Annotated in this window: 21 protein-coding genes; 9 read left to right on the top strand and 12 right to left on the bottom strand. The window is 35.6% G+C overall.

The genetic code is table 11. From position 1 onward, the window contains the following. Window positions 1–31 precede the first annotated feature (31 nt). The 8 genes from R1T42_RS00270 to gyrB all read right to left on the bottom strand — a co-directional run bounded on the left by R1T42_RS00270 (window position 32) and on the right by gyrB (window position 13,556). Window positions 32–1,420, bottom strand: coding sequence for a T9SS type A sorting domain-containing protein (locus tag R1T42_RS00270; RefSeq protein WP_317290845.1), 1,389 nt, complete (start codon window positions 1,418–1,420; stop codon window positions 32–34). Window positions 1,421–1,770: 350 nt separating this feature from the next. Next, window positions 1,771–2,253, bottom strand: a complete 483-nt coding sequence (locus tag R1T42_RS00265; RefSeq protein ID WP_317290844.1) for a hypothetical protein — start codon at window positions 2,251–2,253, stop codon at window positions 1,771–1,773. Between the two features lie 133 nt (window positions 2,254–2,386). Further along, a complete protein-coding gene (locus tag R1T42_RS00260) occupies window positions 2,387–5,071 on the bottom strand; it encodes a T9SS type B sorting domain-containing protein (protein ID WP_317290843.1) in 2,685 nt (894 codons plus the stop codon). 226 nt (window positions 5,072–5,297) lie between these two features. Further along, window positions 5,298–8,384, bottom strand: a complete 3,087-nt coding sequence (gene secDF / locus R1T42_RS00255; protein WP_317290842.1) for a protein translocase subunit SecDF — start codon at window positions 8,382–8,384, stop codon at window positions 5,298–5,300. 166 nt (window positions 8,385–8,550) lie between these two features. Next, window positions 8,551–9,159 (bottom strand): hypothetical protein, encoded by a 609-nt coding sequence (locus R1T42_RS00250; RefSeq protein WP_317290841.1) that lies wholly within the window; start codon window positions 9,157–9,159, stop codon window positions 8,551–8,553. A 204-nt stretch (window positions 9,160–9,363) separates the two neighbouring features. Next, on the bottom strand, window positions 9,364–10,284 hold the full coding sequence (gene mdh / locus R1T42_RS00245) for a malate dehydrogenase (protein ID WP_317290840.1): 921 nt from the start codon (window positions 10,282–10,284) through the stop codon (window positions 9,364–9,366). Window positions 10,285–10,410: 126 nt separating this feature from the next. After that, a complete protein-coding gene (locus tag R1T42_RS00240) occupies window positions 10,411–11,499 on the bottom strand; it encodes a DUF6588 family protein (protein ID WP_317290839.1) in 1,089 nt (362 codons plus the stop codon). 116 nt (window positions 11,500–11,615) lie between these two features. Next, complete coding sequence (gyrB, locus tag R1T42_RS00235; protein WP_036581900.1) at window positions 11,616–13,556, bottom strand: DNA topoisomerase (ATP-hydrolyzing) subunit B; 1,941 nt, start codon at window positions 13,554–13,556, stop codon at window positions 11,616–11,618. Window positions 13,557–13,727: 171 nt separating this feature from the next. On the opposite strand from gyrB, the gene R1T42_RS00230 reads away from it, so the two are divergent. After that, window positions 13,728–14,267, top strand: coding sequence for a DUF2911 domain-containing protein (locus tag R1T42_RS00230; RefSeq protein ID WP_036581903.1), 540 nt, complete (start codon window positions 13,728–13,730; stop codon window positions 14,265–14,267). Here the strand turns inward: R1T42_RS00230 and R1T42_RS00225 are convergent. Beyond that, a complete protein-coding gene (locus tag R1T42_RS00225; RefSeq protein ID WP_042248174.1) occupies window positions 14,264–14,896 on the bottom strand; it encodes a 7-carboxy-7-deazaguanine synthase QueE in 633 nt (210 codons plus the stop codon). The two genes, R1T42_RS00230 and R1T42_RS00225, sit on opposite strands and share 4 nt — an antisense overlap. A 101-nt stretch (window positions 14,897–14,997) precedes the next feature. Between R1T42_RS00225 and R1T42_RS00220 the strand changes: the two genes are divergently transcribed. From R1T42_RS00220 to R1T42_RS00185, 8 genes are all read left to right on the top strand, one after another. Then, on the top strand, window positions 14,998–15,690 hold the full coding sequence (locus R1T42_RS00220) for a hypothetical protein (protein ID WP_317290838.1): 693 nt from the start codon (window positions 14,998–15,000) through the stop codon (window positions 15,688–15,690). Window positions 15,691–15,787: 97 nt separating this feature from the next. Then, complete coding sequence (locus R1T42_RS00215; protein ID WP_317290837.1) at window positions 15,788–17,305, top strand: helicase HerA-like domain-containing protein; 1,518 nt, start codon at window positions 15,788–15,790, stop codon at window positions 17,303–17,305. A 70-nt stretch (window positions 17,306–17,375) separates the two neighbouring features. Next, window positions 17,376–17,921: a hypothetical protein gene (locus R1T42_RS00210; protein ID WP_042248164.1), complete on the top strand. Its 546-nt coding sequence runs from the start codon at window positions 17,376–17,378 to the stop codon at window positions 17,919–17,921. 9 nt (window positions 17,922–17,930) lie between these two features. Further along, window positions 17,931–18,773 carry an alpha/beta fold hydrolase gene (locus R1T42_RS00205; RefSeq protein WP_317290836.1) on the top strand — a complete coding sequence of 281 codons (843 nt, stop codon included), beginning with the start codon at window positions 17,931–17,933 and terminating at the stop codon, window positions 18,771–18,773. Between the two features lie 54 nt (window positions 18,774–18,827). Continuing rightward, window positions 18,828–19,061 carry a DUF7218 family protein gene (locus tag R1T42_RS00200; protein WP_036581916.1) on the top strand — a complete coding sequence of 78 codons (234 nt, stop codon included), beginning with the start codon at window positions 18,828–18,830 and terminating at the stop codon, window positions 19,059–19,061. A gap of 3 nt (window positions 19,062–19,064) precedes the next feature. Then, window positions 19,065–20,087, top strand: coding sequence for an AI-2E family transporter (locus tag R1T42_RS00195; protein ID WP_042297080.1), 1,023 nt, complete (start codon window positions 19,065–19,067; stop codon window positions 20,085–20,087). Window positions 20,088–20,149: 62 nt separating this feature from the next. After that, entirely contained in the window at window positions 20,150–20,692 is a 543-nt protein-coding gene (locus R1T42_RS00190; protein WP_036581920.1) for a ClpP family protease, read from the top strand. Window positions 20,693–20,759: 67 nt separating this feature from the next. Beyond that, complete coding sequence (locus R1T42_RS00185) at window positions 20,760–21,176, top strand: VOC family protein (RefSeq protein ID WP_036581921.1); 417 nt, start codon at window positions 20,760–20,762, stop codon at window positions 21,174–21,176. On the opposite strand, the gene R1T42_RS00180 is transcribed toward R1T42_RS00185, so the two are convergent. The 3 genes from R1T42_RS00180 to R1T42_RS00170 all read right to left on the bottom strand — a co-directional run bounded on the left by R1T42_RS00180 (window position 21,169) and on the right by R1T42_RS00170 (window position 25,167). After that, complete coding sequence (locus tag R1T42_RS00180) at window positions 21,169–22,803, bottom strand: amidohydrolase (protein WP_317290835.1); 1,635 nt, start codon at window positions 22,801–22,803, stop codon at window positions 21,169–21,171. The two genes, R1T42_RS00185 and R1T42_RS00180, sit on opposite strands and share 8 nt — an antisense overlap. Before the next feature lie 131 nt (window positions 22,804–22,934). Then, a complete protein-coding gene (locus R1T42_RS00175; RefSeq protein WP_317290834.1) occupies window positions 22,935–23,264 on the bottom strand; it encodes a hypothetical protein in 330 nt (109 codons plus the stop codon). Window positions 23,265–23,424: 160 nt separating this feature from the next. Next, the gene (locus R1T42_RS00170; RefSeq protein ID WP_317290833.1) at window positions 23,425–25,167 is read right to left on the bottom strand and encodes a TonB-dependent receptor; all 1,743 of its coding nucleotides are present in this window, start codon (window positions 25,165–25,167) and stop codon (window positions 23,425–23,427) included. Window positions 25,168–25,173: the final 6 nt, after the last annotated feature.

Genomic DNA, 25,173 nt, shown 5'->3' with positions numbered 1-25,173 from the left:
GATTTTTCTCAGGTTGGATAGTGACTATTATTTATTGAACTAATAATTTGAAAGAGGTTATATTTCCATTAATATGCACAGACATAATATATACTCCAGGAATCATTAAGGAATAAGAAAAAACATTTTCTTTAATATCTTTTAATTGCTTCTCACTTACTAAGCGACCACTTGCATCACTTATGACAACCAATGGGTCTGATTTTTTATTAAGATTAAAACTGAGATTAAATTTTTCACCAGAATTTACGGGCACTGGGTAAATACTAATTTGATTTGTCAGTAGATCATCAGTTTGAATAATATCTTCAGTCTGCGATACATTATTCATTAAAGTAAAATAGAATCTACTTTTAAAAATTTCCTGAGGGATTTTAAAAATAAAAGTTCCGTTCTCGAATCTATCATATCTTTTTACAGATGCATTTTCTAAACTAAACCCATTTCTCGTAACATGGTCGATAGCGATCCATAATTGTGGATTATCTGGATTAAAATCGTCAGTATTAAACATAGCAGATGGATCGATTAATATTTCTATGTCATCATCTGATTCAAAATCGTAAGGACTCATCAACCATTCTCTTTCCAAGACATTATTTCCTATTTCATCTTCATTAAATATAATTGCACCATCATTATCTGACCAGAACAGAAAAGATTGATCCTTTTGTTCCCCTAAGTTTAAATCATTTCTTTTTTTAAGCTTACCTAATGAAATGCTTAAAAATTCATTTTCAATATTTTTAGATTGCTTTTGATTTAGTCCTACTATTTCATCTTTACCAATTGCTGTAACACGATGATTATGCTCAGAATTTATGTTACTGTCCCAGATCGTGTCACCATTACTATTTAAATAAGATTCTCCTTTACCTAATGAAATTCCAGACTTGATAGATAAATAAGATTCTACTTTTCTACGATTAAAAGAACTTAACGCTTCTTTATAATAAAGAAATTCCAGAACATTATTATTCCCCAACTGATCTATAACTAATTGAGAAGACTTATTAACTCCATTTTCTGTGTAGATTATAGATATAATTTTACCTGATCTTTTATGAGCATCAAAAAGGTTCAAATCATTTGCTGTAGTGATTAGCAGTGGATTCACATGTAGATCATACATTCCGTGCGAAAATTTGAATAGAGAAACATCCTTATTTTCTTCTTCGTATTGATAAGTAACAAATAAAGTCCCTTCGTTATTATTGTTATGAATTGACGAAAACACTGATTTAATTGAATCATTTTGAATAGTCAAGGGCAAATTATAATTAATCAAACTGAGACCATTTTCTAAACCACCTACATATTTTTCAGGTACCAACGTAAGAATTGGCTGTTGAAAATTTTGTGCATTAACTGAGCAGGAGAGAAAAAACATTAAGTAGATAAGGTGATAAGCTTTAATCATAGTACAAACTTTAAAGGAAAGTTGTTCACTAAAGACATGATTTGTTACCTCGCAAAATCTAGTTTAACTATTTTTTAACCAATAAGTGTCTTGATATATTTGTGGACTAAATTTAATAAGTTGAGTTTACCTTCTAATTACAAAAATTCATTTCTTATGGTAATCGATTTCATAATTTTTAGGAGGTATGAAACAAAAAGAGCATTTCTAATGAGAAGCTCTTTTTTTTAAATTCAGATGTCTGTGATACGATTTCGCGAAAACGACACTAGAGTGGCATCCCATAAACCCAACCTGCAAGGTCTTCAATTCTTACATGTATGTGTTTAATATTTGGAAAAAAGATCTTACTAGAAAAACATATTCTCATAAACCACCACGCTATTTTTTTCCAAATCAATAATCATACTATAATCAGATGACCAAATAGATTCTAATTGACGATGAGTTTTAATGGCTTTCAAAAACAACTTTGGCTCTTCTAAAGCTCTTAATTCTTTCACTTCCCAATCCTGCGACAGCACAATAAAGAATGCGAGATATTCTTCATCCTTTTCATAAAAGTAATACATAAACTCAGTTACAACCTCTCCACTTTCAACAACATAAACGAGTTGTTTAAAACAGAACTGATCGTTCAAAAAAGCACTTATGGACTCTTGTTCATTCAGAATTTCTAAACTGTACTTAAGCCTATCATTAAATTGCGATTTTAAATTATCATCTAAACCTTCAGCAGCAACTAGACCTCTTGCCTGCTCACTAGCTTCATCTAAACGATCACATGGCACAGGTTTTTCAGAACAACTTAATAGCATTAAGAGAGTAAACAATATAGACGCCATTTTACCCATGAAATTTCTTTAATCTAAAATACGAAATAAAAAGAGCCTCTCAAATGAAAGGCTCTTTTTAAAAATTCAGATGTCTGTAATACGCTTTCGCGAAAGCGTAATTACTACATTATTAATAGTTGATATAAACCCAACTAGCTACATCTTCTGTTTCGGCATCGTTGTACTTAATTACATAGAAATAGGTTCCTACTGGAAGAAGTCCGTCGCCTGCTAATGCTCCTTTATTAGGCACACCAGCAAACTCTTCATAATTAGACGCTTTAGTTTCATAAACAGTACTACCGTTTCTATTGAATACAGTTAGCTCAAAATTAGGATATTGCTGTAAATTAGGAATAGAGAACGTGTCGTTGATTCCGTCATTATTAGGTGAGAATCCTTCTGGTATCACTACTTCACATACTTCAACAGTAATGTTGAATGAGGTGTAGTCAAAACATCCTGTAGCGTTGTCTGTAATACGTGCATAGATTGTTTCTTGATCTGTTGATGCATAAGGCGAGCTTAATGCACTTGCTCCACTTTGTGCATTTGCCTCACTATTGTAGTAAGTAATAGTGTAGGCTGCTGCGCTCTGTCCATTTAATACTGCGGCGTCATAGTCTGCAAGTACTAGATCTAATTGATTTGTGATAGGATTAGTAGCACAGTCAGACACGTCAGACACTGCTCCTATCGATGGAGCACTTAATACTTCTATATTAAATTGTCCTGTCTGATAACAATCTTGATCTTGAGCGTTTGAAACACGAACATATATAGCTTCTGGATTAGAAACATTATCATATGCTGCAGGAGTTGTAATCGCTCCTGTATTAGCATCTGCATCTGCCTGACTATTGAAAAAGGCAATATTAAAGTCTGCAGCTGACTGTGAACCTAATATGCCTGCAATTTGAGATGTTAAGTCAAATGTCTCTACTTGATCTGCAGATAAATCATCACAAAGTTCAAGATCTGCAACGGTATTATAATTCACTTCTTGGAAAGTAACATTTACTTGTTCTGTTTTAAAGCAAGAATTTACATTATCAAATACTCTTGCCCAAACCGTAGTACTAGTAGTAACCGCAAAAGCATCTGGTGTTAAAATAGGGTTCGTGTCTGCTTGTGCATCTGCATCACTATTGAAATAGGTCACATCATAATCTGTAGCGACTAAGCCATTTCTGATTTCATCATCTTTGGCCGTTAAGTCAACCGTAACAGATCCAGTATTTTGACAAACAATAATATCTGCTGGTTGAACACTTGTAATTTCTGGTGCTACGTCGATACAAACTGTTTCTGTATATGTACAACCAAAATCGTCTGTAAGCGTAAAATCATAGCAATTTTGTCCAGACATTGTAGGCATTACCGTTATATCAGAACCATTAGTAGCTATTACATCCGAATTTGTAGTCCAAGAATTCCCCACTTCATTAGGTTTAAATCTTAAAGCAGAAGGTACAATAGCAGGATTAAAATTAATTCCCCATTCGAACAAAAAACCATTATCTAAATTTAGGTCGTCAATAAACCTTAAACACCAGTCTCCATTAAGTGGAGAACCGATAAGATCTGAAAAAGGATTCTCAGTACGATAATCTCCTGCTGGCAATGTAGCTAGTCCAGCAGATGCTTGATTAAATGTTTGAGTAGCACTAGGCGCTTCAGTAAAGTTATATAAAAAACCTACTCCAGGAACTAAAGGTGTGGCTTCAACATCAACAGGAACGCCTAAATATGTTCCACCTGCTACGTTGGGATACTGAATCACAGTTATAATAGTACCATTTGGTGACTCCAACTCTAAAGTCACGTCTCCAAGATAAGAGTGCTCCATATTAGCGAAAAAACTAACAATGTCACTAGCATTTTGCACAGTCGCACCTGGTGGAAAATCGGTAACATTTATACAAGACTCAAACGGAACACCGAGCGTATTTCCATCACCTAGCTGAAGTTGAACATCAGAAATAGGTGGAGCAACATCAGACACAAATTCAGTAGTCGTAACTAAACCAGAAATAATTGTAGATTCACCAAAACAAATTGAAGTATCCATCGCGAGAGTTCCGGCAAAATCTGGAGTGGTAGATATATATATTACTAGATCTTCTATGATACGATCACGACAACCCATTGAATCTGTAGTTATATAATCAACCGTATATATCCCAGGATCACTAAAAGACCTACTGATAGAAGTTCCAGCTACAGGATTCATTGGGTCATCAGAAAAAACCCACTCGTTTATAGCTCCAGCACCATCAATACTAAATGTAGTAGTCCCTGTAAAACTAATTACTTCATCCTGACATGCTCTGAGTATACCATCACTATCTACAGCTGGAACAATTGTCACTGAATTAACAATTGATTGACAGTTATCTACACATGATAAATCAGCCGTCCACCCTGCACTAGTATTCGCGCCTGGATTCAAAAATCTAAAGGTCAAACATCCTGTAGTATTCCCTGGACTAGATGCGATAACGGTTGGAACAGTTGCTGAATTAAAAACACCTATAGGAGAACCAATCGCTGCATCATTATCATAAACTAGCAATATAGCACCTGCTCCTACATTCCATGAAGTAAATGTTGCTTGTACCTGATCTGTAGAAAAAGGAGAACAAAAAGTAAGAGTAAAGTCTTCACTTGCAGCATAGTCTCCCATGGAACCTCCTGAATCAGTAAATATTGCTTGACAAGTTGAGATTCTACCATCATTCATAGTAATTTCTTGCGCAATTGCTATCGTGGCTGTAAACAACAAGCTTAAAGTTAAGAGTAATAATTTTTTCATGGGTTAGAGTTTAATCTCAGTTAGTAATAGAGTGTTCTTGCTCTCGCTAAAACACCATGCAAAATAATAAAATAGTATGACACCAAGCTATATCATGAATAATTCTATTAACTTATTATTAAGAATGAACTTTTGCGTTAGATAAAAAGTAAAAAAAAGCTATTAATGGATATAAAAAAACCGCTGTGAAAAATCACAGCGGTTTTAAATTTAGAGGAAAATGTTCTTATAATTCTTCCTTAGCCTGTTTAGGCTCTTTAGGAAGTAATTTACCATTTGATTTCTCCATAGTATCAAACATGATAGGAGTTGCAATAAATACAGATGAATACGTACCTACTAAAACACCTATAATTAATGCTAACATAAATCCTTGAATAGACTCACCACCGAATGTAAAAATAGCAAGAAGTACAATTAATGTTGTTAACGATGTATTCAATGTTCTAGAGATAGTACTGCTGATTGCTGCATTTACCGTACGTGCAAATTCCCAGTTTGTTCTCTCGTTAATAAATTCACGAATTCTATCAAATACAACTACCGTATCATTCAGTGAGTAACCAATAACCGTTAGTATAGCTGCAATAAAAGCTTGATCAATCTCCATATTGAATGGTAGAATATCATAAGTTAAAGAGAATATACCTAATACTATTAATACATCATGGAACACAGCGATAACCGCTCCTAAAGAGAACTGCCATTTACGGAAACGAATTAAGATATAAAGGAATACTACAATTAGAGAACCAAAAATAGCATATAGCGATCCTGTTAAGATATCATCTGCAATTGTAGGCCCAACCTGGAAGTTAGACATAATACCATATTGCTTATCGTCTTTACTAACATCAACAAACGTAGCCATATCCATATCGGCTGGCATATATTGCTTCAAGTTTGCAAATAATTTATCTTCAATCTCTTTAGTAACCTCAGCATCTACTCCATCAATACCATACTTTGTACTAATTTTTAATTGATTATCTGAACCATAAGTCTTAGCCTCTGCACTTCCGAAAACATCTTCTGCAGACAACATTTTAGTTACTTCAGTAGCGTTAACTGGTTGTTCAAAACGAACTGTATACGTACGACCACCTGAGAAGTCAATACCAAAGTTCAAACTCTTTGTAAATAATGAGATAGCACTAATCAATACAAAAGCAAGAGATATCATGTATGCTACTTTTCTCTTCTTTAAGAAATCAATATTTACATTTCTGAACCAATTCTTAGTTATAGGTGTTGAAAATGCAAGTGACTTACCATTTTTACCGTACCCATCAATAAATAATCTAGTGATGAAAATTGCCGTAAATAATGAAGTAAGAATACCGATCATTAAAGTTGTTGCAAATCCTTGAATTGGACCTGTACCAAAAATGAAAAGAATTAATGCAGTAAGGAAAGTTGTAATGTTTGCATCAAGAATAGAACTTAAGGCGTTATTAAAACCATCTTTAATACTATCTGCTTGAGATTTACCTTTTGCTAATTCCTCCCTAATACGTTCAAAAATCAGAACGTTTGCATCCACAGATATACCTATGGTCAATACGATACCGGCAATACCAGGTAAGGTCAATACTGCTTTAAGAGAAGCAAGTGCACCAAAAATAAACAAGATGTTCACTACTAATGCAATATCTGCATAAAGTCCAGCTCTACCGTAATAAAACACCATCCAAACTAATACTAGTAATAATGCAATACCAAAAGACCATAAACCACTACTAATAGCCTCTTTACCTAAAGATGGTCCTACTACTGCTTTTTGAATAATTTCTGCTCCTGCAGGTAATTTACCAGCTCGTAAAACGTTTGCTAAATCTTCAGCATCTGCAACCGTAAAGTTTCCAGATATCTGGCTGCTTCCTCCTGTAATAGGTCCATTAGTAATACCAGGTGCACTATAAACAGTATCATCTAAAACTACCGCTATTTGAGACCCATTTTGATAAGCCTCAGTAGTCATGTCTTCCCAGATTTTTGCTCCTTCTGAGTTCATAGACATACTTACTACTACCTGACCACTCATTTCAAAATCTTGACGTGCATCAGTAATTACAGCTCCACCTAATGGCGCTTCACCTTCACGGTTAGAACGTATCGCATATAAGTCTGTAATTTCATATCCTAACTCATCATTTAATACTGGTAAACCCCACGCAAATTTAACGTTACGCAATTCTGCTGGTAATTTAGAACGAACTTGAGCATCATTTAAATAACCTACTATTAAATCTTTATCAGAAGCTTTAAAAGTTGCGATAACTGGACCTGTACCATTACCTGGCGCAAGCATTCTTGATAAGATTGGATTTTGGTCGTAATTAAATTCTGCGTCATCTCCTTCAACATCTGCTGTAGCATCATTACCTAAGATATCACCTACTGCATCTACAGCCTCATCTGCAGCATCTGCAACAGCGTCTGCAACAGCGTCAGCCACCTCGTCAGCTTCCGTAGAATCAGCTGCTTGAGATTCTTGATTTTTTGCAGCTAACTTTTCTGCCCAGTAAGTATCTGCTTCAATCACAAATTGTGAAACTTCTGAAGCCTTGTACACATGCCAGAATTCTAATTGAGCCGTACTTGTTAAAATATCTTCAACACGCTTAATATCTTTTGCACCTGGCAATTCAATTAAAATACGTCCCGAATCACCTAAACGTTGAATATTAGGTTGAGTTACACCAAATTTATCAATACGCTTTCTTAGTACTTCAAAAGCACTAACCATATATTCTTTAAGCTTTACTCTTAATTTAGGCTCAATTTCTGAGTTAGACATATTAAAGTCTATTACTCCATCCATTTCTTGATTAGAGAAAATATCAGGAGAACCTAGCTTTGCACCATCGATAGCATTAAACTCTTCTAAGAAGTAGTCAAAGTAATCTGCCTGACCATCTTTTATACGCTCATCTGCTCGCTCTAAAGCTGTTCTGAAATCTGGGTCTTTAGATCCATCTGCCATACCTATTAATAGATCCTTTACAGAAATTTGAAGAATCACGTTAATTCCTCCTTTAAGGTCTAGTCCTTTTTGAAGCTCCTGTTCCTTTGCGTCGGCATAGGTAGTATATCCACCCCATACGTCTTTAGACGCAATAGAATCTAGATAAGATTTTGTAGCCTCATCTCTTAGTGTGGCTGCATTTTGATCATCTGCGTTTACAATTGTATTTGCATACGTATCTGCATCTCCTTCTACTTTATTAGTAATAAAAGTATAGGTTAATTGGTAAATACTTACCAATGCAAAAACGATCGCAAAAACTCTGATCAGTCCTTTATTTTGCATAATTAATTGTTTTTAATAAAATTTTTCAATCCGGCAAATATATAGTGAGCCATAGGATTGTATGTGATTTTTTTGATATAAATAATGGTATTCTTTAACGGTAAGAAATAGTTAAAGAAATAGACCTTGGTTAAAGGTTATAAAAAACAGAAAGAAATAGTCTTTCTTAAGATAAAATGGGTCCAGCTCTCACAGCGGGAACAGCATATGGACGATTTGCTATAGCATGACCTAAAACACAATTTGTGTCCTGCAAAGAATCTATAAATGCAGTATCTAAACTTGGATATAATTCACCAGAAAAAAATGGGTGACTTACTTGAGAACCACGTGAATAATCCTGTTTGATTTCAAATAATAGTGCATTATCAGTATCTGCAAATCCACCTGCATCTTGCTGGATATCATATACATCCATTAACAACACCACTTCATCATCCTGAACAGGAACATCAGATAAAGGTGATTGTTGATTTATAAAGCCAGTAAAAGCATCAACATCGATATGATTTTTAATACTAGTAACGCTAAGATCGCTATGGTAACTAATTTTGTAACCACCACTAGGTTGTAGTTCAGTTTTAATATCAACAACTCCAACATCGGTAAGTTGATTCTTCAATAAACTGAGAGAACACTGAACGTCTTCTGTAGAAATCGCATCATTATTAAAGTGTAATACAATTTCCTGATTAGGCACCATAGATTCCTGTTGCTGGACAACAAAAATTGAAATAAGGCCAATAAATATGCCTATGTACCATTTAAAACTCATGCGGCAAATATAACAAAATAGAAAGTTCTAGAAATGATGGGCAAAAAGCTAATTCTTCTGCTTACAATAATGATATACCAAGCTGTCTTTTAACTCACGCTTTCGCGAAAGCGTAATACCAGTAACCACTGAAGAATAACATTTCTTCCATAAAAAAACCGCTCTAAAAATAGAGCGGTTTTAAGCTTATACCAAAGGGAAATATTAGATAAGGCCGTTAGTTACTTTAACACCTTCGGCACTTTCTTGAAGTTTTGCCTTTTCTGCATCACTCAAGTTAATTTCAACAATTTTTTCAATACCGTTGCGACCTAACACAACTGGCACTCCTATACAAAGGTCAGAAAGCCCGTACTCACCATCCAACAATACACTACATGGGAAGATTTTTTTCTGGTCACATGCGATTGCTTGCACTAATCCTGACACAGCTGCACCTGGTGCATACCATGCACTAGTACCTAATAATTTAGTTAATGTTGCTCCACCTACCTTAGTATCTTCTAAAACTTGATTAAGTCTATCTTCACTTAAAAATTCACTTGCCGGCACTGAGTTGCGAGTAGCTAGACGTGTTAAAGGCACCATACCTTTATCACTATGACCACCGATTACCATACCATCTACATCTGATATAGGAGCTTCAAGAGCTTCTGCCAGACGATACTTAAAACGAGCGCTATCTAAAGCTCCACCCATTCCTATGATACGGTGTTTAGGTAAACCTGTTACTTTGTGAGCTAAATAGGTCATGGTATCCATAGGGTTAGAAACCACAATAAGAATTACATTAGGCGAGTTCTCCACTAAACTAGTCGCTACCGACTTAACAATTCCTGCATTAATACCTATTAACTCTTCACGAGTCATACCTGGCTTGCGAGGAATCCCAGATGTAATTACTGCGATATCACTACCTGCAGTTTTAGAATAATCACTAGTAGAACCAGTAATTTTAGTATCAAAACCGTTCAAAGAAGCCGTCTGCATTAAATCCATGGCTTTACCTTCTGCAAATCCTTCTTTAATATCTAAGATGACTACTTCACTTGCAAAGTCTTTAATAGCGATATACTCTGCACAACTTGCGCCTACTGCGCCTGCTCCTACTACGGTTACTTTCATTATTATATTTTTTAAATTTATTAAATTAAATGGTCTATCTGTTGGACTTCCAGCAGATTGTAAAAATACAAAACGGCAACCACATATTAGAATTAGAGCTTATGAAAAAAGGAATTATTAACAAGATTAAATTCTGAAAAATATACTAGCTGTTGCTGTACTATATTCTCCAAAAGTATAGCCTGCATTAATGTTAAATGCTCCTAGAGTAAGCTTTACACCTGCGGTTCCTAAAAAGCCATTGATATCTGTATCTACTGATATTGGATCTTCAACAGTTGCAGCTACAGGAAATATAACTGTATTAGAGGCAAATGTATACGTACCTAGTAAGTCCGTTTGAGTTGTTCCTCTATTATAATTTAAACCACCATAAAAATTAAGAACCTTATAATTAGTACTAACTATTGCTGATAGGTTTAAACTACTAATTTGTGTCTCTATGGACTGATTTGCTCCATCAACGACAACTCCATCTTCAAAATCATAGGAAGCGTCTAAACGAGTATAACCAGCAAGAAATGATGCCGCTATAGGTAGCGTTGAATCATCACTAGGTTGTAAAAGTTTAGTAAATTCCCATTGTAGTCCTACCCCATACAAACTGGTTTCTGCCTCCTCAAAGGTTATTTTAGGAACTAACCTTGCTTTTAACTCTAGTCCAGCACCTAATCCTACACCAGCTTGTAAAAAAGCAGTAGGAACAAGATCTAAACCTTCATTACCTAAACCATTTGGTAAATTAATAACATCTTCTTGTAATAAAATCCCACTTGTAGCCTCTCTACTCCTTATTATTAATTGTTGTTCCATAGCATTTTCTCCTAAAGCAGTCGCAATAGAACGTGGCGCTGTTGAGCCATCACCAAAACTAACTTCTATATTTGCCGGCGGATTATTAGTGTTATCATAGCTATCCTGAATAATAGCCTCATATTCAGCAGGATTTAGAAGAAAATTCTTTTTACTATCAGGCGCAAATGTACCGTGGGCTTTAACCTGAATTTTAAATTTACCAGGCTTTAAAACTCGCGCGTCATCGTACCATCCAGAACTTAAGTTAAAACTTAATGCTTCACCTGCTGGTGCCATGTAGGAATTTGAATAACGTTCTCCAGCTTCTACACCAGCGGCTAGTATGTCTGAGAATCCGTCTTGAGCAGTTGTAATAATAGAACCTAATAAAACACTTAATAATAAAAAGAACTTTTTCACACCAATCATATTTTGTTTAATAATTACGAAAATAAAGAGTTAATGGTTCAATTAATGAAAAAGGCCCTTTAAATATAAAGGACCCTTTTTATTAAAATAATAAGAATTAACAATTACTATGCGTCAATATTTGCATAGATAGCATTCTTTTCAATAAATTCTCTACGTGGCGGCACCTCATCACCCATTAACATAGAGAATATACGATCTGCCTCTGGAAGGCTATCTATAGTCACTTGTCTTAAAGTTCTAAATTCCGGATTCATCGTTGTATCCCATAACTGATCAGCATTCATCTCACCTAGACCTTTATAGCGTTGGATATTCACTCCACCACCAAAACTCTCTGCGATTTCATCACGCTCTTTATCAGACCATGCATAACGCTTCTTAGCACCTTTTTTCACTAAATATAAAGGTGGAGTAGCAATATATATATAACCTTTCTCAATCATTTCACGCATGTAGCGGAAGAAGAATGTTAATATTAAAGTAGCAATGTGAGAACCATCAATATCGGCATCACACATGATGACTACTTTATGATATCTAAGCTTCTCTAGATTAAGCGCCTTTGAGTCCTCTTCTGTACCTATAGTTACACCTAATGCAGTATAAATATTCCTAATTTCTTCATTTTCAAAAACCTTATGAGTCATGGCCTTTTCTACATTTAGAATCTTACCACGCAACGGCATAATCGCTTGAAATTCACGGTCACGACCTTGCTTAGCCGTTCCACCTGCAGAATCTCCCTCAACAAGGAACACCTCACATAACGTAGGATCAGTCTCAGAACAATCAGATAACTTTCCTGGCAATCCACCACCACTCATCACGGTCTTGCGCTGCACCATTTCGCGAGCTTTACGAGCGGCATGACGTGCCTGTGCCGCTAGAATAACTTTTTGCACAATCGTTTTGGCATCATTAGGATTCTCTTCTAGATATGCTTCAAGCATTTGAGAAACAGCTTGAGACACCGCACTGGTAACCTCACGGTTACCTAGTTTAGTTTTAGTTTGACCTTCAAATTGAGGTTCTTGAACTTTTACAGAGATAATAGCGGTTAAACCTTCACGGAAATCATCACCTGCAATATCAAATTTCAATTTATCAAGAAGACCAGACGCATCTGCATACTTTTTAAGTGTTGAAGTTAATCCACGACGAAAACCTGCTAAATGTGTTCCACCTTCATGAGTATTAATATTATTTACATAGGAATGAAGATTCTCTGCATAACTATCATTATAAATCATAGCTACTTCTACAGGGATACCATTTTTCTCGCCTTCCATAGAGATCACATCTGCAATGATAGGTTGACGCGTGTCATCTAGAAAACGTATAAATTCTTTTAATCCTTCTTCAGATTGAAAAACGTCTGTAACAAAGTTTCCTTCCTCATCTTTATGACGTTTATCAGTAAGAATGATTTTAATACCTTTATTAAGGAAAGCTAATTCTCTTAAACGATTTGCTAAAGTTTCATAGCTAAATTCAGTAGTTTGTGTAAAAATACTTCTGTCTGGTAAAAAGGTCACATCGGTACCTCTTTTATCAGTATCACCTATTGCTTTAACAGGATACATCGCCTTACCACGTTCATACTCTTGCTCCCATATCTTACCGTCACGGTAAACAGTTGCTTTTAAATGATCAGAAAGTGCATTCACACAAGAAACACCTACACCGTGTAATCCACCAGAAACTTTATAAGAATCTTTATCAAATTTTCCACCAGCACCAATCTTAGTCATTACAACTTGTAGGGCTGAAACACCTTCTTTCTTATGTATTCCAACTGGAATACCACGACCATCATCGGTAACGGTAATACTATTATTTTCATTAATTGCCACTGTAATATTATCACAATGACCGGCAAGCGCTTCATCAATAGAATTATCTACCACCTCATACACTAGATGGTGCAATCCACGCACTCCTACATCACCGATATACATCGATGGACGCATGCGTACGTGCTCCATACCTTCTAGTGCCTGAATCTGATCAGCACCATATCCACTTTTATCGTTTTCTTCGCTCATAATTTGAGTGTAAATTTTACTTAAATTCCGTAACAAACAAATATAAGGAACCATCAAGGTTTATAGGCTTTTGAGCCTTATTTATGACCCTAAGTTATTAACAAATTATTAATATCAAATCTCTTTTTAATTGTTGATTTTTATAACTTACAGTCACTTAAACATCACCACATGAAATACTTTGTTTTTATATTTTCATTTTTCACGGCAATTAGTGCTACTCAAGCTCAAGAAATAGCTTTTTCTAAAATAGATAAAAGCCCACTAGACGTGGTTATTCACAGAGATAACAACAATCAAGCTATCGCTCGCGTGATTTACAGTAGGCCTGCAAAAAGAGATCGCACTATTTTTGGAGAATTGGTAAAATATGGAGAAGTATGGCGTACAGGCGCAAATGAAGCTACAGAAATAGATTTCTTTTATGATGTAACCATAAACGGAAATTTAGTAAAAGCTGGCGCATACTCTATATACACAATCCCTGGTGAAGATAAATGGACATTCATTCTTAACTCACAGACTAATCAATGGGGAACAAAACACGATCCTGAAAAAGATGTTTTAAAAGTAACGATGGATAGCATGCCATCACCGCAAACCATAGAAGAATTCTCAATCAGTTTTGTTGAAGATCCAGATGGACTTATTTTGTTTATGGGATGGGATGACACGCTAGTGAACTTACCTATACAAGTTGCCCAACTTTAAGGTATGTTTAAATACTTGTGTGTTTGTAAAGAGACGTGCCATTCTGGATTATCCATTACAAACTCTGTAATTAAAGGAATCATCTTTTCACGTACAGACCATTCTGGTTGCAAATAAAGCTTACAGTTTGAGGAAACTTTTTCGGCTTCCGCTTTCGCGAAAGCGAAATCATGCTTATTAAATATTATCACCTTAAGTTCGTGAGCTGCCTCATAGACTTCAGGCAATGGCATTTTCATTTTTTTAGGAGATAGACAAATCCAATCCCAAGAACCTGAAAGCGGATAAGCACCGCTGGTCTCAATATGAACCTGCATTCCTTCACTTTTAAGCCCTGTAGTTAAGGGCCCCATATCCCATGTTAAAGGTTCTCCACCAGTAACAACAATAGTCTTACTGTATTTTGCCGCATTAGCAACAATAGCATCAACCGCTGTAGGTGGATGTTTTTCTGGATCCCAGCTTTCCTTCACATCACACCAGTGACAACCTACATCACAACCACCTACTCTTATGAAGTATGCTGCTTTTCCTGTATGACTACCTTCACCTTGAATTGTATAAAACTCCTCCATAAGCGGAAGCATTTCACCCTTTTCAACTGCTTGAGAAATTGATTTTTCTAACATACTGCAAAAATAAGACTTATATATAATCGGCGACCATTTATATTCTAGTTAAATTTTTGATCTTCATTTTAATTGAAAATCTTTTATCTTTTATTTGCAAAATGAAAAGAAATATACTGGTACACATTTTATTATTAATAAGTTTTTTGAGTGCCGCGCAGGTAGGAATTAATACAGACACACCTGATGATGGTAGCGCATTACAAATAGAAAGTACTACTGGCGGTTTGGTACCTCCCAGAATGAACACCTCACAAATGCTTTCTATACCTACACCACTCGAGGGCAGTATTATTTTCAACACGACAGAATCTGCGCTTTTTATTTTCAACAATGGAAGTTGGGAATCAAAGAAAAATAATTCTAGCGTTGTACTTAACAGAAACTTTGCTGGCTCTGAAACAATTCCATCAAATGGCACCTTCAACAATTTACCTATAGGAGCGTCAACATCAGAAATAGCTGAAACAGACACTGCTGACTTTACTATAAATGGTGACAGCAGCATTACCGTATTAAAAAACGGCATCTATCAGATATCTGGCGGTATATCTATACGCAGTATGACCGCTGGAACTCATAAATATATATTGGCAGCTTTTATAAACGGCTCTCGATCTGGTTATTTAAGTAGAGGTTATACAACTTTACCTAGTTCAGATTACTGGGGTACATCAGGTACAGTAACACTTAAATTAAATGCAAATCAGACCATCACGGTTGAATTTTGGCTAAATAGCGGCAGTACAGAAAACCTAGACTTTTGTAATATCAGTATCGTAAAACTGAATTAAACTGCAGAGTTCATTGTCTCATAAATTCACAAATTCCCAGACGGGCTAACTTTGTTACGTCTTAATTTGATTATTTTTGATTTTAAATCAACTTATAATGTCAGATAAAGATTCTTTACATAAAATAATAACTGAAGGTTATAACCCAAAAGGTGACTCAATCATCATGGGTGCAGCCATGCTCAACGGTGAAACCTTAACGGGTGCACATGTAAAAATCCCACTTAAGACCATGAACAGACATGGCCTTATCGCTGGTGCAACAGGAACTGGTAAAACTAAAACCCTGCAAATCATAGCAGAACAGCTTTCTCAAAAAGGAATTCCATCTTTATTAATGGATATTAAAGGTGACTTATCGGGTATAGCTGCCGCTAGTGATGGACATCCTAAGATTGATGAACGTCATGAAAAAATAGGCCTTGATTATACCGCACACAACTCTCCTGTCGAAATCATGACCATCTCTGAGCAAGAAGGAATAAGAATGAGAGCAACGGTCAGTGAATTTGGGCCAGTATTGCTTTCGCGAATTTTAGACGTAACAGAAACTCAGGCAGGAATTATTTCAGTAGTATTTAAATATTGTGACGATAATAAATTACCACTATTAGATTTAGAAGATCTTAAAAAAGTATTACAATATGCTACTGGAACAGGAAAAGAAGAGTTTCAAGCAGAATATGGGCGTATATCAACTTCTTCAACAGGAGCGATTTTAAGAAAAATTATTGAACTAGAACAACAAGGTGCAGATCAATTCTTTGGTGAACGCAGTTTTGAAGTAAAAGATTTAGTACGTAGAGACAGAGAAGGACGTGGTTATGTTAATGTAATACGTCTGACAGATATTCAAGATAGACCTAAATTATTCTCAACATTTATGTTGAGCCTACTGGCGGAGATTTATAGCACATTTCCTGAGCAAGGTGATGCAGATCAACCGGAACTCATCATGTTTATTGATGAAGCGCATTTGATTTTTGATCAAGCGAGTGGTGCATTATTAGATCAAATAGAAAGTATTGTAAAGTTAATACGGTCAAAAGGTATAGGTCTTTATTTTGTAACTCAAAATCCTACGGATATACCTGAAGGTGTTTTGAGTCAGTTAGGTCTTAAAATTCAACATGCATTACGTGCATTTACAGCCAAGGATCGTAAAGCTATTAAACTGACTGCTCAAAACTATCCTGAAACAGAATTTTATGATACTGCCGAAGTATTAACTTCTTTGGGAATTGGAGAAGCTTTAATATCTGCTCTAGATGAAAAAGGAAGACCTAGTCCACTTGCGGTAACTCTTTTAAGAGCACCAGCGAGTAGAATGGATGTGTTAACCGACAGAGAGTTAAGTGACCTCATCGCAGACTCTGAACTGACTGATAAGTACAATGAAGAAATCAATCGTGAAAGCGCTGAAGAAATTCTTCAAGAGAAAATAGAAAAAGCAAACGAAGACGAAATAAAAGAAAAGGCTAAAGTAGAAAAAGCCAAAGCTAAAAAAAGCTCCTCTAGACGCACTAGCACTAGACAAAACCCTATTATTAAAGTGCTTACTAGTGCCAGTTTCATAAGAGGTGTCATGGGAATATTAGGAAAAGCTCTCAAGTAAAATTTATAATCATTTTAATCGTTTGTTATCATAACTAAAAGTAGTTTTGCAACTTCAAAAAACCCACCGCATGAAAAAGACTCTCTTATTACTTATCCTAGTCATCGCAGTAGCATCCTGTACTAAAAAACAAAATCCATTTGAATGGAACAAAGATCGAGTAGGACATCTGACTAAAGAAATGATGGTTTATCAATTAGACAGCTTATACTCTAATGATAGTATTGTAAAAAACATCAAAGGTGATGAATTCAGTAATGGACCAAGTGCTATTGAAATTTATGAAAAAGGCGGTAAACATTTGTTGACACTTACACCTGTGGAAGAGGACAGCACATCTACAATCGAATATGTACGCATAAGGGATAATCGTTATACTACAGAAAAAGGCATCACTATTGAAAGCGATTATAAAACGATAAGTTCTGCATACAATGTATCAAGTATTGATAATATGATAAAAGATGCTGTCGTAAGAATAGACGATCAAAATTTTTACTTTACGATCAGTAAAGACTTGTTGCCACCAGAAATCAGATTTGATATGACGGCACCTATTGAAAAAACAATGATTCCTGATACAGCCGCGCCTAAATATGTTTTTGTAAGCTGGTAAAATTATTTCATGAAACAATTATTACAAAAAGCCATACCTAAACTGTATGGCTTTTATTTTAACCTCATAAGCCTATTCTCAAAGAAAAAGGCAGCACAACTAGCCCTAAAAGTTTTTAGCACACCTCGTAGAGGTCGTATTCTAGAACATCAGGCTACATTTTTAAACACGGCACGTCAACAGCGCATCACGTCTGAAGATTGTCTCTTTATGCTTTATCATTGGAAAGGTAATGGTCCTACTGTGTTATTAAATCATGGATGGGAATCAAACGCTTTTAGATGGAAATATTTATTTGATGATTTAAAGAAATTAGATTTAAACATTATTGCTGTAGATGGACCTGCTCATGGTAATTCTAGCGGTAAATTATTTACCGCTATTAAGTACTCAAAGGTTATCAAATCAACCATTGAATTGTACGAACCAGAAATAATCATTTCTCATAGTGTAGGCGCGATGGCGACCATTTATAATGAATACCACCATCCTTCTCCTAGTCTTAAAAAATTAATTTTATTAGGTGGCCCTAACTCACTAGAGACAATTATGCAAGACTATCAAAAGCTACTCAGTTTCAATAACCGTGTTTATAATGGGTTAAACGCAACGCTAAAAGAGAAATTTGGTTATGAAATAGAGAAATTTAATGCGGCAGATTTTGCAGTAAATATAGAGGCTGACACATTATTATTACATGCTCAACAAGACGCAATAGTTCCTTGCTCAGCGAGTAAAGCTATTGCAGGACGCATGAAAAACGCTACCTATATTGAGACACAAACAGGTGGCCATAGTTTGCATACTGAAGAAAACACTAAGCACATTCTTGATTTCTTATCAAAAGCTTAATTAGAGTCATTTTAACAGAGTTATTATTGAGATTGAATTATCTTAAAAATAAAAATGGATTCAATTAAGAATAGAGATCAGTATGAAGCCTTGCGTGACCAAGGTTACTCTAAAGAAAAAGCGGCTCGCATTGCTAATACTAAAAAAGCTGGTGAAAAAGGCGGTAAAGCTAGTAACTATGAGTCTAGAACAAAAGATGAACTCTACCAGAAAGCTAAGGAAATAGACATAGATGGTAGGTCCAATATGAATAAACAAGAACTTATAGACGCCTTGCGTAATAACTAACCTATGTCTCGTCAAATCCCTACGATTAAAATACGTCAGATATTTATTCTGATTGTGATAATGTATATCCTTTACCTTATTGGTAAAGAGCTAGCACCATACCTAGGTGGTTTGCTAGGTGCGATTACTTTATACGTGCTATTAGAACCAGTGCAAAAATGGTTAGAAGCAAAAAAATGGAAACCGTCTGTAGCCTCTTCACTTCTTATCGTATTTTCCTTTGTAATCATATTACTACCTATAGTAGGTATAGGTTTAATGATGAGTTCAAAGGTAAAGACCGCTATTGATAATAGTACTCAAATCACAGAAACCATAAAGTCAAAAGTAGCAGAAACAGAGAATCTTATAGGAGTGAATGTGTCTGAAAACATCAATACTGAAGAAGTGAGCAGTTGGGTATCCAGTAATGTTCAAAATCTTGCTAACTCTAGTCTTACCGTTTCCATTTCTATAGGGATCATGTTTTTCTTATTATACTTCATGCTGGTTGATCGTAAAAAATGGCTTGAAGCAGCATTAGTTTATATGCCATTAAAAGAAAAGAATTTAAAAATTATTGGAAAAGAAAGTATCGACTTAGTAAAATCTAACGCTATAGGCATACCGCTAGTGGCATTATTACAAGGTATCGTCGCACTGATTGGCTACTTCATTTTTGGAGTTGAAAATCCGTTTTTCTGGTTTGTAATTACAGTTATAGGAAGTATGATACCTTTTGTAGGAACAGCATTGGGTATCTTACCAGTGACTATTTTATTATTTTCTCAAGGAGAAACTGCAGCGGCAATCGGTATATTAATATACGGCGTGATTGTGGTAGGCTCTACAGACAACCTGTTCAGACTCGTTGTTCAAAAAAGACTCGCAGATGTACATCCTTTGGTTACATTAATAGGTGTCGTTGTAGGCGTGCCTTTATTTGGATTCATAGGTTTAATTTTTGGACCACTTTTAGTTAGCTTATTTTTGCTACTTCTAAAAATTTATAAAAACGAATACGGTAAAGAAGGTGAGACCATATAGTCTTGTTAAATCGGTAATTATTTTTTTTAGATTCCTTATTTTTAACACTTAAATAAAATTGAATGAGCAAAACATCTAAACTTCAAGATAAGATAGATAATGTCCATATAGAACAACGTAAAATTTTTATATGGGGAATGGTTAATGATCAAACTGCAAAGCATTGTGTAGATAGATTACTTTATCTAGATTCAGTAAGCCATGAAGAAATTACATTTGTCATCAATAGCCCAGGTGGTTATGTGACTTCAGGTTTCTCCATTTATGATACGATGCAGCAAATTAAAAGTCCAGTAAGCACGGTATGCTCTGGTCTTGCCGCATCTATGGGATCTCTTTTACTTTCTGGAGGAGAAAAAGGACGCCGTTTTATTCAAAAGCATGGTCGTGTTATGATACACCAGCCTAGTGGTGGAGCACGTGGAACAAGTGCAGATATAGAAATCACAGCTGCCGAAATTCTTAAAACTAAAGAACTAAGCGCTCACATTCTTGCAGACAATTGTGGCCAAACATTTGAAAAGGTAATGAAAGACTTTAATCGTGATTACTGGATGGGAGCAGATGAAGCTGTTGCATATGGTATTGTAGATGGCATCGTTTAATAAAACATTTCAAGATATTTTAAAAAGCCACCTTATATTTAGGGTGGCTTTTTAAATTTATGCTATTATGAAATTAACACCTTTCCACCTCGCTATTCCTGTTAAGGAAATCACCACTACCCGTGCATTTTATCGCGATACTTTAGGTTGTGAAGAAGGACGTAGTTCAGACCATTGGGTAGATTTTAATTTCTTCGGTCATCAACTAGTGATTCATATTTCTGACAATGCTCCTGTAAATGCAACAAATGCCGTAGATGGAAAAGCTGTGCCAGTTCCTCATTTTGGTGTGGTGCTAGAGTGGGATGTTTTTCACGCTTTCGCGAAAGCGGTTCAAGAAAAAGGCATCGAGTTCATCATAGAACCATACATAAGATTTGAAGGATTGCCAGGTGAGCAAGCCACTATGTTCTTTAAAGACCCTAGTGGCAATGCATTAGAATTCAAAGCGTTCAAGGATATGAGTCAGGTATTTGCTACTTAGACTCATAAACCAGTTCTCCATTTATGAATGTTGACTTTACAGTTGCCTGATGTAATTGAGTTACTGGAATCTCCATGATATTATCATTCAATATCACAAAGTCTGCGGCTTTTCCTGGCTCTAGACTTCCTTTTTCTGTTTCTTCAAAATTGAAATAAGCCGCCCAAATAGTCATACCTCTTAAGGCATCTTCTCTACTCAAGGCTTGTTCTGGTAAAAAACCACCTTCTGGAAAGCCACTGGTGTCTTGACGAGCTACTGCGGCATAAAATGTCAAAAACGGATTCACTTGTTCTACAGGATAATCAGTTCCAAGAGCTATTCTGTTAGATTGTTTTAATAAGGTTTGATAAGCATAGGCACCTTTAATTCGGTCTGCTCCTACTCGATCTTGTGCCCAGTACATATCACTGGTCGCATGTGTAGGCTGTACAGATGGCAGAATATTTTGCTCGTCAAAAAGATTGAAATCTGCAGAGTCAACGATTTGAGCATGTTCAATTCTCCAGCGTCTGTCTGTTTTATCTTTTAATAATTCTTGGTAGGTTTTTAAAACCACGTAGTTAGCGCTATCACCTATGGCGTGCGTGTTCATTTGGTATTCTGTTGCTGCAATACGAGCCGCTGTTTCTTTAATGGTTTCTATAGGGCTAAGTAGCGCTCCATAATGATCGTGTCTATCAGAATAAGGTTCCTTCATCGCTGCACCACGACTTCCTAGAGCACCATCTGCATAAAACTTAACAGATCTTACATTTAAACGATCTGTTTTTATGATTCCTTTATTGAGGTAATAATCTAGATTCTCTGGCGTGTTGCTAATCATCACATACATCTTAACTTTTAAATCTCCAGCTTGTTGTAAACTGTCTATTAACTCTATAGTTTCTCTATATAATCCTGCATCATCTACCGTGGTTAATCCATAACTCAAATTGATGTCTTGTGCCGCCATTAACGATGCGATAGATTCTTGAGTTGTTTCTTTAGGAAAAACAGCCTCTACTAATTCCATAGGATTATCGACTAAAATCCCTGTGAGTTTGCCATCTTTAATCTCAATAGCTCCGCCAGATGCGTCTGTAGTTGTGGTTATTCCTGCTGCGTCTAGTGCGGCCTGATTTGCAATCATGGCGTGACCGTCTATACGAGTAATGGCGACTGGTGTGTCAGGAAACATTTCATTAAGCTCTTGATTTGAAGGGAATTCTTGAATTTCCCAGTCGTTTTGATCCCAACCACGACCTATGATAAAAAATTTATTTTTCTCTTTTTGGAAACTAGAGATTCTTTCTAGCACCTCATCATAGCTTTTAGTTCCTACTAGATCTACGCGTTGTAATTGCTGTCCTAATCCATAGAAATGGCAATGCCCGTCTATTAATCCAGGAACAATGGCTTTTCCTTGAGCGTCTATGTTTTGTGTAGCTTTATAAACTTCCATCTCAGCGTCAGTTCCTGTAGCGAGGATTTTACCATCTTTTACAGCCATTGCTGTTGCCATAGAGAAGTCATTATCTACGGTATAAATTTTTGCATTGGTAATAACTAAATCGGCAGTTGCTTGCTGCTCCTTATTACAAGAAATTAAAATAATAGATAGTGCGAGTAGGTAGATTTTTTTCATGACCGAAAATTAAGCCATAGAAAACGAACAGAAATATAAAATGCTGTGAAAGTTTAATTGTATTTGTTTTAAATAAGACACACCACTTGAGTCGAAAAACATTGTATTTTCTAAAAAAATGTTTTATTTAGTTAATGTCCAATCTTAATTTTACCTGCAAAACTTTTTTGAAGCTTCTCTATCGTCTCTGCAGAAAAATACCAGTAGCAATTTTCCTTTCCGTTAGCCCCTTGATTTCTAAACATTTTCAAGTCGGGAATCATTACGGGTCCTACTAGTTTTTGATCTTTCTCATCCACTTTAGCTTTTTGTCCAATTGCTGGTGTCTCTACCAAAGCAATTGCTGTTACTTGTCCTCCTATAGCTTCATATAAAGGAAGTCCTTTGTATTCTCCTCTTAATTCTAATCGCCAATTAATTAATTCAATTGAAAACCCTGTACCTGCGTCAATAATTGCCATTTCTATTTAATAAAGTATTAATTTTATATAGACTCTATATATTGTCTATTCCTACTTTAGAATACTGATTTTATCTCATTGAAATCTATTGATACCTTTATTAAATCAAAAAATTAATTTTTTAAAAGGTTTATTCTTTGCTATTTCACGAAGCGAAATTTTAAAAATCAAACTTATATACAGCACCACCTAAAATCTGTAAATTCTGTACTGGATAATCTAAGTAATACTGGTAGTTGCCGCCAGTAAGATTGTGACCTCTTAAGAAAGCGGTCAACTTAGGATTGATTTTATAATTGATATCTAGGTTCAAGTCTATAAAAGAATCTAAAGTTTCTGTTGCCGTTGTGTTACCGGTTCTGAAAACATCACGTTCTCCGACGAAGTATAGCGTTGTCCCGATGTTCCATTTATCATTGATATCATAGTTTCCTACAATATCTGCCGTAAAGGTTGGTAACTGCGATGCTACATTATCAAAATCGTCGCCATTAGTGACATCATAACTCATGAACTGAGTATTTAAAGTTAGATTAAATTGAGTATTTAAATCTAAACTTGCAGATCCTCCAAAAGTCAATGTGTTTAAATCACCATATTGAGTCGCAAATGTATTTGCATAATTGTAGGATGGTCGCTCAACTCCGATTCCTGTAAAAATGGCATTATTATCTTTAGTATAGAAATATCTGTTTTCTTCTAAGCTATAACCTCCATAAAGCTTGTAACCAAAATTAGAAGACAGCTTTCCTTTGATCCCTAATTGTGCATCTACTTGACGATTAGTAGGCGCTACGGTTATTGCTGGAGCGATAAATACGTTCTCATCTGCAAAATTTTGTAATGTATTCATATCTAATCCACCACCGATGACCGTATAAGCAATCACTTTTTCTTCCATCAATATATAGCTGGCATTAATATCTGGATAGACATAAAAGTTACTTTCAGAATTCTCACTGTCTGTGATATAATTTAATCGAGCTCCTAACTCTACTTTATACTTGTCGCCATAAAGATTGATACTAGGATTTGCTCCTATGTTTAAATAAGAATATGCGTCTGGCGCCGGTTGCGATCCTTGTGTATCAAAAGAACCGGTTAAGTAATCTACCTCAACTCCTAATGCAATTTCTTCCTCAAGCACTTCAAATGCTAATTGTGGTTGTAATCTTACTCGAGTTTCTGAACCATCATTACCAGAACTTATATTAGAAAGTCCTACCTCAACTTTTTCTAAAACAGAATCAAAGAACTGTGCTTTACCAGACAAGCCTATCGTTAAATAAGAAGTTCCAGCATCTACCTCAATCCCCATAGGCACACTAGATAACGCTACTGGTGCTACACCATACCAGTTTGCGGTTTGATACCTACCACCAGCGGTAATTCCCCAATTTGAATCGCGGTTGCGTTTTCCATAAGATATGTCTAGAGACGTATCTGAAAAATCATCGTCAAAAGCAATGTCATCGATACCACCTTGCGATGAGTTATGATTAAAAAACACGCCTACATCTGAGTCTCTATCTATTTCAAAATTACCTGCAAACTCTCCTAAGATGTTCACGTAATTACCAACACCTAATCGTGCATAATTATCAAAGAATTTTGCTCTTTTAGGAGCTTTGCGTCTAGACAATTTTCCTTTGTCTGGTGTAAAAGTAGATGCTACCGGCACAGAGAAAATGCTATAGGTAACTGGCTTTTTCTTCACCTTAGTAGTATCATTTACTGATGGCGTGCTTTTTACTTTAAAAGCATCACTAATGGTAGGATCATAAGGTTTTACAACCGTAATGGTTCCTCCATTCAATTCACTTTCTTCTTCTACTTGTGCCTGCACATTGCTAAAAGCTATTAATGCGATGACAACTGATATATATGATTGATATAATTTCATAATGCT

This window comes from Nonlabens ulvanivorans, from assembly GCF_032922765.1.
Classification (GTDB): Bacteria; Bacteroidota; Bacteroidia; order Flavobacteriales; family Flavobacteriaceae; genus Nonlabens; species Nonlabens ulvanivorans.
This window is presented reverse-complemented; position numbering and strand designations above follow the sequence as displayed.

What these genes read in the sequence shown, in the direction of transcription:
- R1T42_RS00270 (WP_317290845.1), bottom strand. Translation starts at nt 1,420, where the DNA reads ATGATTAAAGCTTATCACCTTATCTACTTAATGTTTTTTCTCTCCTGC.
- R1T42_RS00260 (WP_317290843.1), bottom strand. Translation starts at nt 5,071, where the DNA reads ATGAAAAAATTATTACTCTTAACTTTAAGCTTGTTGTTTACAGCCACG.
- secDF (WP_317290842.1), bottom strand. Translation starts at nt 8,384, where the DNA reads ATGCAAAATAAAGGACTGATCAGAGTTTTTGCGATCGTTTTTGCATTG.
- R1T42_RS00250 (WP_317290841.1), bottom strand. Translation starts at nt 9,159, where the DNA reads ATGAGTTTTAAATGGTACATAGGCATATTTATTGGCCTTATTTCAATT.
- mdh (WP_317290840.1), bottom strand. Translation starts at nt 10,284, where the DNA reads ATGAAAGTAACCGTAGTAGGAGCAGGCGCAGTAGGCGCAAGTTGTGCA.
- gyrB (WP_036581900.1), bottom strand. Translation starts at nt 13,556, where the DNA reads ATGAGCGAAGAAAACGATAAAAGTGGATATGGTGCTGATCAGATTCAG.
- R1T42_RS00230 (WP_036581903.1), top strand. Translation starts at nt 13,728, where the DNA reads ATGAAATACTTTGTTTTTATATTTTCATTTTTCACGGCAATTAGTGCT.
- R1T42_RS00225 (WP_042248174.1), bottom strand. Translation starts at nt 14,896, where the DNA reads ATGTTAGAAAAATCAATTTCTCAAGCAGTTGAAAAGGGTGAAATGCTT.
- R1T42_RS00220 (WP_317290838.1), top strand. Translation starts at nt 14,998, where the DNA reads ATGAAAAGAAATATACTGGTACACATTTTATTATTAATAAGTTTTTTG.
- R1T42_RS00215 (WP_317290837.1), top strand. Translation starts at nt 15,788, where the DNA reads ATGTCAGATAAAGATTCTTTACATAAAATAATAACTGAAGGTTATAAC.
- R1T42_RS00210 (WP_042248164.1), top strand. Translation starts at nt 17,376, where the DNA reads ATGAAAAAGACTCTCTTATTACTTATCCTAGTCATCGCAGTAGCATCC.
- R1T42_RS00205 (WP_317290836.1), top strand. Translation starts at nt 17,931, where the DNA reads ATGAAACAATTATTACAAAAAGCCATACCTAAACTGTATGGCTTTTAT.
- R1T42_RS00200 (WP_036581916.1), top strand. Translation starts at nt 18,828, where the DNA reads ATGGATTCAATTAAGAATAGAGATCAGTATGAAGCCTTGCGTGACCAA.
- R1T42_RS00195 (WP_042297080.1), top strand. Translation starts at nt 19,065, where the DNA reads ATGTCTCGTCAAATCCCTACGATTAAAATACGTCAGATATTTATTCTG.
- R1T42_RS00190 (WP_036581920.1), top strand. Translation starts at nt 20,150, where the DNA reads ATGAGCAAAACATCTAAACTTCAAGATAAGATAGATAATGTCCATATA.
- R1T42_RS00185 (WP_036581921.1), top strand. Translation starts at nt 20,760, where the DNA reads ATGAAATTAACACCTTTCCACCTCGCTATTCCTGTTAAGGAAATCACC.
- R1T42_RS00180 (WP_317290835.1), bottom strand. Translation starts at nt 22,803, where the DNA reads ATGAAAAAAATCTACCTACTCGCACTATCTATTATTTTAATTTCTTGT.
- R1T42_RS00175 (WP_317290834.1), bottom strand. Translation starts at nt 23,264, where the DNA reads ATGGCAATTATTGACGCAGGTACAGGGTTTTCAATTGAATTAATTAAT.
- R1T42_RS00170 (WP_317290833.1), bottom strand. Translation starts at nt 25,167, where the DNA reads ATGAAATTATATCAATCATATATATCAGTTGTCATCGCATTAATAGCT.